Raw genomic sequence first — 14,518 nt, forward strand, 5'->3', positions numbered from 1 at the left:
GGACAAACCGCGCCCCCGGAGAGGCAAGCAATATGAACTGGATCACCAACTACGTCCGGCCCAAGATCAACTCGATCTTTTCGCGCCGCGAAGTGCCCGAGAACCTTTGGCAGAAATGCGATGAATGCGGCACCATGCTGTTTCACCGCGAGCTGAGCGACAATCAGAACGTCTGCACCAGCTGCGGCCATCACATGAACATCACCCCGCGCGACCGCTTCACCGCGCTGTTCGACGGCGGTGTGTTCACCGAGGTCGCGGTGCCGGAGCCGCTGGCCGATCCCTTGAAGTTCAAGGATCAGAAAAAATACCCCGAGCGGATCAAGGCGGCACAGAAGAAGACCGGCGAGAAAGACGCGATGCTGGTGGCCGCCGGTGAGATTGGCCGCACGCCGATCATCGCTGCCGCGCAGGACTTCTCCTATATGGGCGGCTCGATGGGCATGTATGTGGGCAACGCGATCATCGCCGCCGCTGAGGAAGCCGTGAAGCTGGGCCGCCCGCTGGTGCTGTTCTCGGCGGCTGGCGGCGCGCGGATGCAGGAAGGCATCCTGTCGCTGATGCAGATGCCGCGCACCACTGTTGCGGTGGAGATGCTGAAAGAAGCGGGGCTGCCCTATATCGTGGTGCTGACCCATCCGACCACCGGCGGCGTCACCGCGTCTTATGCGATGCTGGGCGATGTGCATATCGCCGAGCCGAACGCGCTCATCTGCTTTGCCGGCCCGCGGGTGATCGAGCAGACCATCCGCGAGAAGCTGCCGGACGGCTTCCAGCGCGCCGAGTACCTGCTGGATCACGGCATGCTGGACCGGGTGACCCCGCGCACCGAAATGCGCGAAGAGCTGATCACCATTATCCGCATGCTGATGGGCCTGCCGCCGCAGGTGGCGGGCGATCTGCCCGCGCCGGAAGCGGAAGAGGCGCCCAAGGCCGCAAACGCGCCGGCGGATGGCGCAGTCAGCGAAGAAGCTGCCGAGTAACTTCGATTAAATACCTATGCCTGGCCGAAGGCCGGGCAGCGCCCGTCCCGCCCCCCACGGGGCGGGCGCTTCGCTTCCACCCCGCCGGGACGGGCGCTGCCCTTTGCGTTTGAGGCAAGCCGGCTGAACAGGACCCAGGCTGATGACCCAGACCTCCGACGCGATCCTCGCCCGCATGATGGCGCTGCACCCCAAGATCATCGACCTGACGCTGGACCGGGTCTGGCGGCTGCTGGCCGCACTGGACAACCCGCAGGAAAACCTGCCGCCGGTGATCCACCTGGCGGGCACCAACGGCAAGGGCTCCACCCAGGCGATGATCCGGGCAGGGCTTGAGGGCATGGGCAAGAGCGTGCACGCCTATACCTCGCCGCATCTGGCGCGCTTCCATGAGCGGATCCGGCTGGCGGGCGAGCTGATCTCGGAGCAGCATCTGACCGAAGTGCTGGACGAGTGCTATGCCAGGAACGGCGGCGAGAACATCACCTATTTCGAGATCACCACGGTGGCGGGGCTCTTGGCGTTTTCGCGCACGCCTGCGGACTACACCCTGCTGGAGGTTGGCCTGGGCGGACGCCTGGACGCCACCAACGTGATCACGCCGGAGGTTTCGGTGATCACCCCGATCTCGATCGACCACGAGCAGTTTCTGGGCAACACGCTGGCCAAGATCGCAGGCGAAAAGGCGGGCATCATCAAGCGCGGCGTGCCGGTTGTGGTCGGCCCGCAGCCCGAGGAGGCGATGGAAGTGATCGAGGCCACTGCCGCCCGCCTGGGCGCGCCGCTGATTGCCTATGGCCAGCACTGGCATGTCTGGGAGGAGCGCGGCCGGCTGGTGTTCCAGGACGAAAACGGCCTCTTGGATCTGCCGCTGCCGGCGCTCTTGGGCGCGCATCAGATCCAGAACGCCGGTGCCGCACTGGCAGCGCTGCGCCATCTGGGCGCCGATGAGGCCGCCTGCGAGGCCGCTATGGCGAACGCCGAATGGCCCGCGCGGATGCAGAAACTGAAAACCGGTCCGCTGATCGCAGCGGCACCAGAGGCTGAACTGTGGCTGGACGGCGGCCACAACGCCGCGGCGGGCATTGCGCTGGCGGATGTGCTGGCAAAACTGCCGGCGCGCCCGACGCATCTGGTCTGCGGCATGCTGAACACCAAGGACGTGAGCGGCTACATGGCCCCGCTGGCGCCGCATGTCGTGAGCCTGACCGCGATTTCGATTCCCGATGAGATCAACACGCTGAGCGCAGAGGAGACCGAAGCCGCAGCCAAATCGGTGGGCATCGCGGCCGGCACGGCGGAAAGCACGATGGCAGCGCTGAAAGCGATCACCGCCAAGGACCCGCAGGCCCGGGTGCTGATCTGCGGGTCGCTTTACCTGGCGGGCCATATCCTGCGCGAAAACGGCTGAATTACCCCGGGGCGGGGGAGCTCTCCCGCCCGGCTTCGACCTGCCGGTCTCATCCCCTTGGGCCGGGCGCCGCTGGCGCGGCGCGGCCTGCTGCTTCTTTCTGGTTTGAAGTACCCCGAGGGGGCAGCGCCCCCTTCTTCCCTCCGCCCCCTAGTCCAGAACGTAGTCCACGGGTTCCAGCCTGGGCGGCGCCTCGCGGCCCAGAGCGTTGCAGACCGAAATTTCCATCACCCGGCACATGGCGCTGAGCGGTACTGAGTTGGCCTGCTTGCGGAACGGGTGTTCCAGCTCATGGGTGACCTCGGCCAGGCCGAAGAACACATAGGCCACAACCGCGGCGACCAGCGGCTCGAACCAGCCGGCGCTGTCCAGGAGGGCGAAGGGCAGCAGCAGGCAGTAGAGATAGGTGGTGCGCCAGACCAGCAGCGAATAGACGAAGGGCAGGGGCGTTGTCAGCAGCCGCTCGTTCCCGGCCTGGGCGGTGGGGAATGCTGCCAGGCGTTCGGCCAGGGCGCGCTGGCCGAAGCCGTCGATGCGGCCGTCCTCTGCCATCTCGCGCAGGCGGGCGGCGATGTCGCGCAGGGCGGCGTTGGGGCTGTTTTCCGCCTGCATCAGCTGCTCAGCTGCCTCCGGCCCGACCCAATGCTCCACCGTCTCCCGTACCTCATCGCCGCGCAGCTGGGCGCGGTGCAGATGGTGAAAGGCGAGGATGCGGGTCAGGATGAAGTCCTCGTCGGGGCCTTTGCCCGCGAAGATCCGCAGCTCCTGCGCCAGGCTGCGCACGTCTGAGACCATGCGGCCCCAGATCCGCCGCGCCTCCCACCAGCGGTCATAGGCGGCGTTGTTGCGGAAGCTGAGGAACAGCGAAAGCGACAGGCCGAAGACACCCATCGCGGCGATGGAAATCTGCGGCATCGCAATGACATAGCGGTCCAGCACCAGCACCAGGAGCGCCCAGAGCGCGGCGCCGATGATATTGGGCAGGATGCGCGGCACCACCGATCCGTTCAGGATCAGGAAGATTTCCCGCCGCCGGGGCGTATCGCGGACGATCATGGGGTTTCGCTGCCCCAGTCCTTGTCCTGCATCTCGCGCAGGCGGGAGGCGGTGCGTTCGAACTCAAAAGTGCCCTCGCCCTCGACATAGAGCATTTCGGGCTGTGCCGCGGCGGAGCAGATCAGCCGCACCTTGGCCTCGTACAATGCGTCGATCAGAGTGACGAAGCGCTTGGCCTCGTTGAAGTTGTTGCGCGACAGGCGGGGAATGTCCTCCAGCAGCAGCACCTTCACCTTGTCGGCAATGACCAGATAGTCGCCCGGCCCCAGCATCTTGCCGCAGAGGTCATAAAAGCTGGCGCGCGCCACGCCGTTGCGGAAGGCGGGCAGGGTGACCTCGCGGCCGGTCACCTCCAGCGTCAGCGGCTGTGCCGCGCCGCCGCCGGTGAGATCCTGCCAGATCTCCCGCATCCGGGCGCGGGATTCGGCATTTGACGGCGTGAAATAGACCGGCGCGCCAGTCAACCGGTGCTGGCGGTAGTCGGTCTTGCTGACCATCTCATGCACCGCCATATGCTCCTTGATCAGGTCGATGAAAGGCAGGAACAGCTGCCGGTTCAGGCCGTCCTTGTAAAGGTCATCCGGCACCCGGTTGGAGGTGGTGATCACGGTGACTCCGGCGGCAAACAGCGCCTCGAACAAGCGTCCGACGATCATTGCATCGGTAATGTCAGTGATCTGCATCTCGTCAAAAGCCAGCAGCCGTACGGCCCCCGCCACCTCCTCCGCAGCCGGGGCCAGCGCGTCCTCGACACCGTCCTGACGGGCCTGATGCATCCTGGCGTGGATTTCCTGCATGAAGGCATGGAAATGCACCCGCCGTGAGGGGATATCGCCGAGGCTGTCGGCAAACAGGTCCATCAGCATCGACTTGCCGCGCCCGACCCCGCCCCAAAGGTAGAGCCCCTGCACCGGTTCATATTCCGCCTTGCGGAAGAAGCCGCGTTTCACCGGCGGCGCCATTAGCCCTTCGGCGATGCGGTCGAAATGGGGCAGGACGGCTTCCTGGGCCGGGTCGGGCTTCAATTCGCCCGCGTCGATCTTCTGCCGGTAAAGCGTGCTCAAATGGGTCATGGGAAAGGGATAGCGCGGGGCGCGGGGGATGGGAAGCGGGGAGCAACTGGTCTCACATTTCTTATGGCAGAGTTCAGATTGAACGTTTACGCTCGGCTATGCTGCTTAGGGGTTCTTACATCCCCGCAAGACAGGCGTCGTGCACCCGGATTGCCAGAACAGATTATTCAGGAGAAAGGCCTTTTGCTGCGATACTCAAAAGCTAAAGCATATCGTTTGTTTTTTGTTTTTGTCATGTTCAGTCTGACTGCTCTCCTGCTGTTGAAACCTGTTAAAGGCCATGCAGCATCATTTTTTGAAAGTGTGACAGACACGATAGATGACACTTATCTTTTTGAGGGGCACTGGCCGCAAGAAGCCAGGGATGAAACGCTTTACCCGATTGTAACAATTCACAAAGTGATTAATCGGGACGGCAGAACGTACGTATGTGCTGCATACATTTCTGCACACAGTAAGGCGCATTTGTTCTTTAAACGATCTAAGGTCTACGCTGGGAAAAGAAACTTGAAAGCGGCCCTTTGGCGCCTGAAGACGCCTGCCATAGGTCGCTCATATACTGGGACCACAGAGATTCAGGCAATAACAGAATGGTTTTCAGGAAGAACAATCAACTGTGCCCGGGCGCGTGCCCGATGGCGACCGGAGTTTTCCAGCAAACCTTCACGGTTTTCAGTTCCTGAAACGGTTTGGATCAAAGAGCAAAAACGCTGGTGATCAAAATTTCTTAACCTGAGCCGCAAAAATCCTGATTTGACTGTGTGGAAAATTTCCCTGACAGTTCCGCAGCTTATCAGGAGAGAGCCCATGGACCGTTCCGCGCCGCTGTTTACGCCCGTTCTGATCGTCGGCTGCATCATCATCATGGTGAGCTTTGCGGTGCGCGCCTCCTTTGGCGTCTTTCAGATCCCGATTGCGGATGAATTCGGCTGGCTCAGGTCGGAATTCTCCTTGGCGATTGCCATCCAGAACCTCGCCTGGGGCATCGGGCAGCCGATTTTCGGCGCCATCGCCGAAAAGATCGGCGACCGCAAGGCGATCATCATGGGCGCCATCGTCTATGCCGCCGGTCTGGTGCTGAGCGCGGCGTCGACCACACCGTTTGAGATGCAGGCTTATGAATGGCTGGTGGGCTTTGGCATTGCCGGCACCGGGTTCGGCGTGGTGCTGGCGGTTGTGGGGCGGGCCAGTTCCGACGAGAACCGCTCGATGTCCTTGGCGATTGTCACCGCAGCCGGCTCTGCCGGGCAGATTTTCGGCGCGCCGACGGCGGAGTGGCTGCTGGGCTTCCTGCCCTGGCAGACGATTTTCCTGCTGTTTGCGGGCGTGGTGCTGGCGCTGATTGCGCTGCTGCCCTTGATGCGCGCGCCGGAGGCCGCCAGCAAGGCGGAGCTGGAGGAGAGCATGGGCACGATCCTGAAGAAGGCGTTCAAGGATCCCTCATACACGCTGATCTTCCTGGGCTTTTTCAGCTGCGGCTATCAGCTTGCCTTTGTCACCGCGCATTTCCCGGCCTTTGTCACCGAGATGTGCGGGCCGATCCTGCCGGGCGGGGCGCTGCATTCAATCGGCATCACCACCACCTCGGCACTGGGCGCGGCAGCGATTTCGCTCATTGGCGCGGCCAATGTGGGCGGCACGCTGCTGGCGGGTTATCTGGGCAAGCGGTATTCCAAGAAATACCTGCTGGCGGCGATTTACACCGGTCGGACGATTGCGGCGGCGGCGTTTATCATGTTCCCGATCACGCCGCTGAGCGTCATCATCTTCTCGGTCGCGATGGGGTCGCTGTGGCTGGCGACGGTGCCGCTGACCTCGGGTCTGGTCGCGCATATCTATGGTTTGCGCTACATGGGCACGCTTTACGGCATCGTGTTTTTCAGCCATCAGCTGGGCAGCTTCCTGGGCGTGTGGCTGGGCGGTCGGATGTATGACGCCTATGGCGATTACACCTTTGTCTGGTGGATTGGCGTGGCGGTCGGTGCGTTCAGCGCGATTGTGCATCTGCCGGTCAAGGAGCGCCCGCTGAGTGCGGTAGTCCCCGCGGCGGCGTAACAAAAGCGACCCGCCTAAGGCGGGCCGTATCTATGGGTATTTGTGACCAGAAAGAAGCGGGGCCGGGGATGTTTTGTCAGGCCCTGGCTTTCCACTTTTGCAGGATGTGATGGCTGGTCATCAGGTCCAGATGGGCACCGCCGCCGTTCTTGAACAGGGTGATCCGGGCGGGGTCATAGGCCGGGAATTGGCCGAGGCTGTAGTAATCCGCCAGCACATCGCTGCGCTGGATGGTGCCGGCGGCCAGCGGGATCTTGAACTCGCCGATGTGGTCCAGGGTGGTGTCAAAACTGTCGCAATAGATCTGCGCGCGCTTGAGCGCCTCGTCATCGGCCTCGCGCATGTCGGGGCGGTAGGCGCCGATCAGGTTGAGGTGCTGTCCGGGACGCAGCCATTCACCCTGGATCACCGGGTCTGAGGACATGGTGCAGGTGACGATGATATCGGCGGCGCGCACCGCCGGTTCTAGATCGGGCGCGTGTTTGGTGCCGGGGTACTGGGCGCAGAGTTCTTCGGCCTTGGAACCGGTGCGGTTCCAGACGCGGATCTGCGCCTGCGGGAAGCCTGCGCCGAAGGCCTCGATCAAAGAGCCGCCAACTGTGCCAGCGCCGACGATCAGCACCTCCCGTGCGTCCGGGTTGGCCAGCCGCAGGGCACCCAACAGGCTGTCGCCTGCGGTCTTCCATTTGGTGACCAGGTGGAAGTCGACAAGGGCTTCAAGGGTGCCGTCGGCATCGGAGTAGAGGCAGACAGAGCCGTTGATCATCGGTTTTCCGGCGTCGGGGTTGCGGGGGAAGATGTTGGCGGTTTTCACCGCCAGCCCCAGCCCGTCGATCCAGGCGGAGCGGCTCAGGAGCGTGTCGGACCCGCGGTAGAGGAAAGTGTCGCCGATCTCTGCCTTAGGCAGCTCGTGGCTGGCGGCCAGCGCCTCGGCAAAGCTGACCCAGTCGAGCAGGGCTTCGCCCTCTTCAAAGCTGATGAACGGGATGGTCATGGGCCTGTTGTCCTTCTTTTTGCGGGCCGTTTCAGGCGGCGTCCTGGTCTGTCAGCAGCCCTGCCTGCACCAGCCGCGCCGCGAATGGGGCGGGGGCGGTGAACAGATGGGTCTGCCAGCCGCGTGCTTTGGCGGCTTCGATGTTTTCCGGGCGGTCGTCGGTGAACAGCAGCCTGTCCGGCGCCACCCTGGTTTCGCGTTCCAGGATGGCATAGATTTCCGGTTCCGGCTTGATCGTTTTCAGATGCGCAGAGACAAATGTGCGGTCAAAGCCGCCCAGGAACGGGTAGGCGGCGCAGGCGGTCTCGAAGGTTTCCGCGCCGAAGTTGCTGAGGGCGAAAACCGGCGTGCCCTTGGCCTGCAGCATCTGCATCAGGCGGACGGAATGGGGGATGTCGCGCGGCACCATCTGCAACCAGCAATCGTGCCACCAGCGGATTTCCTCAGCCCACTCCGGGTGCTGGTCCGCCAGGGCATAGACGCTGCCGCGGAAGGGGTGGCCGCGGTCGATGTTCAGGTTCATCTCGTGCAGCGGCACCTGGTCGAACAGCTGCTGGCGGCGGGCGGCGCCGATGCGGTTGTCGTAGAAGCGTTCCGGCTCCCACTCGATCAGCACACGGCCGATGTCGAAGACGACGGCGTCAATGGGCATTGGGGTTATCCTTCTGCGCGCGGGCGGGGCCGCGGGGCGGGGCGGTTCTTGCGGGTCTCGCGCCAGACTGAGACCAGGCCGGAGGCGATGATCAGGGCGCTGCCAAGCCAGACCTGCAAGTCGGGCCATTCGTTGAAGATCAGCACGCCCCAGAGGACCGACATCGGCATCGCGATGTACTCAAACGGGGCCGCCAGCGCAGCCTCGTTCATGCGGTAGGCCTGGCTGACCAGATAGCCGCCGGCGGAACCAGCAATGCCGACACCGATCAGATAGGGCCAGTCTTCGGGCGCGGGCCAGATCCAGGCGCGCAGGATGAAGTCGAAGGCGGGGCTGTCGCCGGTGGCAAAACGCCCGTCGCCAAAGATAAGCCCGGCCAGGGCGCTGAGCACCAGAAAGCCCAGCATCGGGTAGAAGGCGAGCGTCGCCCCAGCCTCGGACCCGCCTGCGCGGCGGGTCAGCACGTGCAGGGTGGCATAGCCGCAGGCGCCCAGCAGCGGCAGGATGGCGGCGGGCTGGAACGTGCCGGCGCCGGGGCGCATGATGATCAGCACGCCGAGAAAACCCGCAAACACCGCGCCCCAGCGCCAGGGGCCGGGGCGTTCACCGAGGAACAGGGCTGATAGGGCGGTGACGATGAGGGGCGTGGCAAAGGCGATGGCGACGGCTTCGGCCAGCGGCAGCAGGGTGAGGCCGGTGAAGAAACAGATGTTGGCAAAGAACACCACCAGGCAGCGCATGAGATGCAGCTTGGGCTGGTGGGTGCGCAACAGGTGGTAGCCGCCTTCCAGCGGCATGATGATGGCGAGCATCACCGCGACCGCGATGACGGATCGGAACAGCACCATTTCATAAAGCGGGTAGTCGCCCGACAGGAACTTGAAGATCATGTCGATGACGGAAAAAGCGATGCCCGCCCCGGCCGCGGCAAACAGGCCGGGGACGCTGACCTTCATCTCTGCGCTCATGCCGTTGCCCTTCCGTCTGCTGCCCTTGATCAGTGGCGGATTTGATCTGGCCGGGCAATGGGCGGGGGCGGAAAAATGCAATTTTTCCGGGCAAAATTCCGGGGCGGAATTTTGGGCCGCGGAACGCTGGGGATTGGAAATTGGGGAGAGGGGGATTTCTTGCTGAGAAGCGGTTCAGGGTCAGGTCTGCCCCTGAATGCGCCTGTTCCAGTGTGTCGGCTTGATCCCGCGTCAAGGCCAAGCCGTGCTAAAGCACGGTCCGCTGGCGCGGAGCCTTGACCCGGGAGCTGGCCTGCGGGCGCGTGTATTTGCGTTTGCGAACAGAGGGATCACGCAATGTCATTGGGCACGGCGGGCAGCGGCGCCTAGGTTTGGCTGCAAACCAGCACATGAGGCGGCCATGATCACCTGCTACATCACTTATGAAATTCATCCCGATAGGATTGAGGCCTTTGAGGTCTACGCCAAGGCCTGGATCCCGCTGGTGGAACGCTTTGGCGGCACCCATCACGGCTATTTCCTGCCGCACGAAAGCGCCAATGATCTGGCGGTGGCGCTGTTTTCCTTCCCGTCGCTGGCGGCCTATGAGGACTATCGCGCCAGGAGCTTTGAGGATGAGGATTGCCTGGCGGCGTTCCGGTTCGCCCGGGAGAACGGCATTGTCCGGCGCTATGACCGGACCTTTCTGCGCCCTGTTCTGGAAGGGGATCTGGCGCCGCTGAAGGCCGCGATGGCTTAGCGGCCCGCCTTGGCGGCGCGCAGCTCGCGCTCCAGCGCATCCAGAAACCGCGAGCGGTCGGCCTTGGTGAAACCCTTGCCGCCGCCGCCGGCGCCTAGCGGATTGGCGGCGCGGAGATCCGCCATCAGGTCGCGCATCGCCAGCTGCTGGCCGATGTTGGCTTGGGTAAAGTGCTCGCCGTTGTGGCGCAGCACGCGGGCGCCGGCTTCGATGCATTTGGCGGCGAGAGGAATGTCGCCCGTCACCACCACATCGCCGGGGCCGCAGCGCTCTGCAATCCACATGTCGGCCACATCGGCGCCCTCGGCCACGATCACAGTTTCCACCAGCGGGTTCTGCGAGGGGCGCAACCCGCCGTTGGAGACCACAAACATGCGCAACCCGTGGCGGGTGGCGACCCGCTCGGCCTCCTGCTTCACGGGGCAGGCGTCAGCGTCGATGTAAAGCGCGGTCACTCCGCGGCCTTCTTCTCGGCCGCGGGGGCCTTCTCCGCCTTGGGCTCAGGCTTGGCCTTTGCCTTGCGGGCAGGTTTCTTCACCTTGAACTCCTCCGGGATCGGCATCCGGTTGAAGGCGTCGAGACCCGCGATCTTATACGCCTCGGCCAGGGTCGGGTAGTTGAAGGTGTTCTGCACGAAGTAGTCCACCGTGCCCTTGAGGTTCAGCACCGCCTGGGCAATGTGGATTAGTTCCGTCGCGCCTTCGCCGACGATCTGCACGCCCAGCACCCGGCGGGTTTTCAGGGAAAACAGCATCTTGAGCATGCCGTGCTCCAGCCCCATGATGTGGCCGCGGGAGGTTTCGCGGAAGCGGGCGACGCCGACCTCGTAAGGGATGCCGCGCTCTTTCAGCTCTTCCTCGGACATGCCGCAGGTGGACATTTCCGGCACCGAGTAGATGCCATAGGGGTACCAGGGGCTTTCCGGCAGCGTCGGGGTTTCCAGCGCGTGGCAGGCGGCGACGCGGCCCTGCTGCAGCGAGGTGGAGGCGAGCGACGGGTGGCCGATCACATCGCCCGCGGCATAGATATGCGGCACCTCGGTCTGGTAGGTCTTGCGGTCCACGCTGAGGCGGCCGCGGTGGTCGGTCTTGAGGCCAACAGCCTCGAGGTTCAGGGCGGAGGTGGCGCCCATCCGTCCGGCCGCAAAGAGCAGCATTTCAGAACGCACATGGCGGCCGTTTTCGAGGATCACCTCAACATGCTCGCCACGGTCCTCGATGCTTTCGACCGCGGAGCCAAGCCGCAGGTCGACGCCGTTTTCGCGGATCTGATGGGTGAAGTCCTGGATCAGGGTCTTGTCGATGAAGTCGAGGAAGGTCTCGCGCGGCTCAATCAGGGTGACGCGCACGTCCAGGGCCGAGAACATGGTGGCATATTCCACCCCGATCACGCCGGCGCCGATCACGGTGAGGGAGCGCGGGATCTCGGCCATCTCCAGGAATTCGTCGCCGTCGACCACGGTCTTGCCGTTGAAGGGCACATATTCCGGGCGGTAGGTCTTGGTGCCGGTTGAGATCAGGAATTTCTCTGCCGTCAGCCGGGTGGTTTCGCCCGCCTCGGTGGCGACCTCGACCTCGTTCGGGCCGATGAATTTCGCCAGTCCCAGCAGCGTGTCCACGTGGTTGCGGTTGAACTGGTGCTCCAGCACGTCGACCTCGTAATCGAGGGTCATGTGCAGGCGCGCCTTCAGGTCGTTTGCTTCGATCTGGTCCTTCACCCGGTAGGAGCGGCCGTAGAATGAGCGTTCGCGCCAGCCGGAGAGGTTCAGCACGGTTTCGCGCAGGGTCTTTGACGGGATGGTGCCGGTGTGCACCGACACGCCCCCCAGCCGGTCCTTGCGGTCGATCACCAGCACCCGGCGGTGCAGTTTGCCCGCCTGGATGGCGGCGGCGCGGCCCGAGGGGCCGGAGCCGATGATGATCAGGTCATAATCAAAGTCTTCACTCATGGCCGCGTCCTTCGTTTCTTAGTTCTGGTACAGCGCGTCGGCATGGAAGGAGACATGCTCCTCCATGAATGTCGACACGAAGAAATAGCTGTGGTCGTAACCCGGCTGCATCCGCAGGGTGGCCTGCTGGCGGCGTTCGGCGACGGCGTGGGCCAGCGCCTCGGGCTTCAGGAGGTCGATGAACTGGTCGGAGGTGCCGGTGTCGATCAGGACCGGGCCGTCAAAGCCCTTTTCCCGCATCAAGAGGGTGGCGTCATGCTTGGCCCAGGCGGCTTCATCGTCGCCCAGGTAGGCGCTCAGCTGCTTGCGGCCCCAGTCCGATGCGGTCGGGTTGGAAATCGGCGCAAAGGCGGAGACCGACTTGTAGCGGCCAGGCAGGTTCATCGCCAGCGTCAGCGCGCCGTGGCCGCCCATGGAGTGGCCGGTGATCGCCTGGCGGTCCAGGTCGATGGCGAATTTTTCACCCAAGAGTGCTGGCAGTTCCTCGGCCACGTAATCCCACATGCGGAAATGCGGCGCCCAGGGGTCCTGGGTGGCGTTCACGTAGAAGCCCGCGCCCTGGCCCAGGTCATAGGCGTCATCATCCGCCACGCCTTCGCCGCGGGGCGAGGTGTCGGGGAAGACGATGGCGATGCCCTGCTCGGCGCACCAGGCCTGGGCGCCTGCCTTGGTCATGGCGTTTTCATGGGTGCAGGTGAGGCCCGACAGATACCACAGGACCGGCACCGGGCCGTCCTTGGCCTCCTCCGGCAGAAACAGGCCAAAGGTCATGTCGCCGCCGGTGGCGGTGCTGGCGTGCTTGTAGACGCCCTGGGTGCCGCCAAAGGCGCGGTTCTCGGAAACGGTTTCCATGGGTGAGGCTCCTCAAAATCTGTTAGCCCTACCGCTACCTGCTGATGGCCTCAGGGTCCAGCGGATGGGCGGCAGCAATGCCGGTTTTTGCGGCACAAGGATTGCGAATTCGCAAACAATCGGGGCTTTGGCCGCCGGGAGGATGCCGCAGTTGCGCAAGGGGGTGCTGGACAGCCGCCGCGAAAACCGGGACAGTCCGCCGCCAAGGCAAGAGGGAGGCACAGGGCCATGAGCGATTTTCTGAGACTGACACCGGAGGCCGCGGAGGCGGAGGTGGAGCGTCCGGCGCCAGAGAAGGTGCTGGCGGGTGATCCGGTGTTCACCACCTGGAACGCAGAGGAGCGCGACGGTTTGTACTGCGGCATCTGGCAGTCGACACCGGGCAAGTGGCGGATCACTTACGACGAGTGGGAATACTGCCGGATCCTGGAGGGCCGGTCGGTGATCACCAGCGATGACGGCACCGCGTATCCGCTGGCGGCAGGCGACAGCTTCATCCTGCGCCCCGGTTTCAGCGGCACCTGGGAGGTGATCGAGACCACCCGCAAGGATTATGTGATCCGGCTGTAGGGGCCGCGGGTCAGGAGACCCAGGCGATCACCGCCGGCACGGTGACAATCGACACCACGGTGGAGATGAAAATGGCGGCGGAGGCCCGGTGCGGGGCCACGCCGTAATGCTGCGCCAGCATGTAGACATTGCCGGCCACCGGCAGGGAGGCGGCAGCGATGGCGACTGCGGCGGAGAACGGTGCTGCCGGGACCAGCCACAGCACGGCGATTGCGACACAGGCCGGGTGCAGCACCAGCTTGGCAAAGCTGAGCCAGCCGGAGATGTGCACTCGTTCCGCCGATTTCGAGGCCAGCGAGGCACCGATAGCAAAGAGGGCTCCGGGGGTGGCGGCGCCGCCGAGGATGGTGAGGAAATTGTTTGCGGGTTCCGGGATCGGCAGCGCCGATGCCGACCAGGCAAGGCCCGCCACGATGGACAGTATCATCGGATTTTTCAGCAGGCCCAGCCCCACCAGCCGGAGCGTGGCAAGACCAAGCCCCTGGCCGCGGCCCGCGTTGATCAGGATCACGATCAGCGAGGAGAACACCACCAGATCGACGCTGAGCACCACCATCATCGGCGCCGCCGAGGCCGGGCCGAACAGGATCGCCATCATTGGCAGGCCGAGGAAGCCCACATTGCCGATCGCCGCGCATTGCGCCTCCACCGCGGCGGTGGGCACGTCCAGGCCGCGGGCCATGGCGACAGCTGTCACCAGCAGGTAGACCGCCAGCGTGCCCGCCAAATAGCCGAGGATCAGTGTGGGATCGAAGACCTCGGCAAAGGAGAGGTTGGCGGCAAAGCCGAAGATCATCGCCGACAGCGGGAAGTAGAACACAAAGCGGGTGAGATAGGCGGTGGCTTCCTCGGTGAAAAACCGGCTGCGCCCGGCCCAGTAGCCGAGGCCGATGATTGCAAAGAAGGGCAGGGTGCGGAAGAAGATCTCGGCCATGAAGGATTGGTAACAAGACCTGACCAATTGGCAAAGTCTGTTTTTTGGGCAGGCTTGGGACGAGCAGATCTTGATAGGGCAGGGGCGTGCTCCCGCCTGTTCAGCGGCAATCTGAAGAATGCCCTTCACAGTTGAGCGTGGCCCTGTGCTGCGCTCAGGGCAGGGGTTGTGCTGAGATGCGCTCTAAGGGCAGGTGTGCCCTGAGAGCGCCTGGTCAATTGTGATATCGTCCAAGACAGCCTCAAGGGTAAACCGCGCTGGCGCGCGGCGGCTGTGCCGCCCT

15 protein-coding genes are annotated in these 14,518 nt (G+C 64.0%); 6 read left to right on the forward strand and 9 right to left on the reverse strand.

Annotated features, from left to right (window positions below; translation table 11 throughout):
- The first annotated feature begins 32 nt into the window (after nt 1-32).
- Nucleotides 33-983, forward strand: a complete 951-nt coding sequence (gene accD / locus RA21_RS04905) for an acetyl-CoA carboxylase, carboxyltransferase subunit beta (RefSeq protein ID WP_019294978.1) — start codon at nt 33-35, stop codon at nt 981-983.
- 142 nt (nt 984-1,125) lie between these two features.
- Nucleotides 1,126-2,394, forward strand: a complete 1,269-nt coding sequence (locus tag RA21_RS04910; RefSeq protein ID WP_039146950.1) for a bifunctional folylpolyglutamate synthase/dihydrofolate synthase — start codon at nt 1,126-1,128, stop codon at nt 2,392-2,394.
- A gap of 150 nt (nt 2,395-2,544) precedes the next feature.
- Here RA21_RS04910 and RA21_RS04915 read toward each other — a convergent pair whose 3' ends face one another.
- On the reverse strand, nt 2,545-3,450 hold the full coding sequence (locus RA21_RS04915) for a bestrophin family protein (RefSeq protein ID WP_039146953.1): 906 nt from the start codon (nt 3,448-3,450) through the stop codon (nt 2,545-2,547).
- Nucleotides 3,447-4,523, reverse strand: a complete 1,077-nt coding sequence (zapE, locus tag RA21_RS04920; protein WP_039146955.1) for a cell division protein ZapE — start codon at nt 4,521-4,523, stop codon at nt 3,447-3,449. The genes RA21_RS04915 and zapE overlap by 4 nt, the downstream gene beginning before the upstream one ends.
- Before the next feature lie 150 nt (nt 4,524-4,673).
- On the opposite strand from zapE, the gene RA21_RS22560 reads away from it, so the two are divergent.
- Nucleotides 4,674-5,240 carry a hypothetical protein gene (locus RA21_RS22560; protein WP_152612824.1) on the forward strand — a complete coding sequence of 189 codons (567 nt, stop codon included), beginning with the start codon at nt 4,674-4,676 and terminating at the stop codon, nt 5,238-5,240.
- 90 nt (nt 5,241-5,330) lie between these two features.
- A complete protein-coding gene (locus tag RA21_RS04925; RefSeq protein WP_039146956.1) occupies nt 5,331-6,578 on the forward strand; it encodes an MFS transporter in 1,248 nt (415 codons plus the stop codon).
- 76 nt (nt 6,579-6,654) lie between these two features.
- Here RA21_RS04925 and RA21_RS04930 read toward each other — a convergent pair whose 3' ends face one another.
- From RA21_RS04930 to RA21_RS04940, 3 genes are read right to left on the reverse strand one after another with little or no spacing between them, the layout of a single operon-like run.
- Nucleotides 6,655-7,572, reverse strand: a complete 918-nt coding sequence (locus RA21_RS04930) for an ornithine cyclodeaminase family protein (RefSeq protein ID WP_039146959.1) — start codon at nt 7,570-7,572, stop codon at nt 6,655-6,657.
- 31 nt (nt 7,573-7,603) lie between these two features.
- Nucleotides 7,604-8,224, reverse strand: coding sequence for an HAD family hydrolase (locus RA21_RS04935; RefSeq protein ID WP_039146962.1), 621 nt, complete (start codon nt 8,222-8,224; stop codon nt 7,604-7,606).
- Nucleotides 8,225-8,229: 5 nt separating this feature from the next.
- Nucleotides 8,230-9,192 carry a DMT family transporter gene (locus RA21_RS04940; RefSeq protein WP_039146964.1) on the reverse strand — a complete coding sequence of 321 codons (963 nt, stop codon included), beginning with the start codon at nt 9,190-9,192 and terminating at the stop codon, nt 8,230-8,232.
- Nucleotides 9,193-9,592: 400 nt separating this feature from the next.
- Here RA21_RS04940 and RA21_RS04945 point away from each other — a divergent pair, with 400 nt between their 5' ends.
- Complete coding sequence (locus RA21_RS04945) at nt 9,593-9,931, forward strand: NIPSNAP family protein (RefSeq protein ID WP_019294569.1); 339 nt, start codon at nt 9,593-9,595, stop codon at nt 9,929-9,931.
- On the opposite strand, the gene RA21_RS04950 is transcribed toward RA21_RS04945, so the two are convergent.
- Genes RA21_RS04950 through fghA form a run of 3 tightly spaced genes read right to left on the reverse strand, consistent with a single transcriptional unit; the run spans nt 9,928 to nt 12,731 of the window.
- Nucleotides 9,928-10,386 (reverse strand): YaiI/YqxD family protein, encoded by a 459-nt coding sequence (locus RA21_RS04950; RefSeq protein WP_039146967.1) that lies wholly within the window; start codon nt 10,384-10,386, stop codon nt 9,928-9,930. The genes RA21_RS04945 and RA21_RS04950 overlap by 4 nt on opposite strands.
- Entirely contained in the window at nt 10,383-11,879 is a 1,497-nt protein-coding gene (sthA, locus tag RA21_RS04955; protein WP_039146969.1) for a Si-specific NAD(P)(+) transhydrogenase, read from the reverse strand. Before sthA ends, RA21_RS04950 begins: the two co-directional genes overlap by 4 nt.
- A gap of 18 nt (nt 11,880-11,897) precedes the next feature.
- Complete coding sequence (fghA, locus tag RA21_RS04960; RefSeq protein WP_039146972.1) at nt 11,898-12,731, reverse strand: S-formylglutathione hydrolase; 834 nt, start codon at nt 12,729-12,731, stop codon at nt 11,898-11,900.
- A gap of 228 nt (nt 12,732-12,959) precedes the next feature.
- Between fghA and RA21_RS04965 the strand changes: the two genes are divergently transcribed.
- Nucleotides 12,960-13,301, forward strand: coding sequence for a cupin domain-containing protein (locus RA21_RS04965; protein ID WP_039146975.1), 342 nt, complete (start codon nt 12,960-12,962; stop codon nt 13,299-13,301).
- 10 nt (nt 13,302-13,311) lie between these two features.
- Here the strand turns inward: RA21_RS04965 and RA21_RS04970 are convergent, their stop codons facing one another.
- Complete coding sequence (locus tag RA21_RS04970) at nt 13,312-14,235, reverse strand: AEC family transporter (protein WP_039146977.1); 924 nt, start codon at nt 14,233-14,235, stop codon at nt 13,312-13,314.
- Nucleotides 14,236-14,518 lie beyond the last annotated feature (283 nt).

The organism is Leisingera sp. ANG-DT (assembly GCF_000813785.1).
Lineage (GTDB): Bacteria > Pseudomonadota > Alphaproteobacteria > Rhodobacterales > Rhodobacteraceae > Leisingera.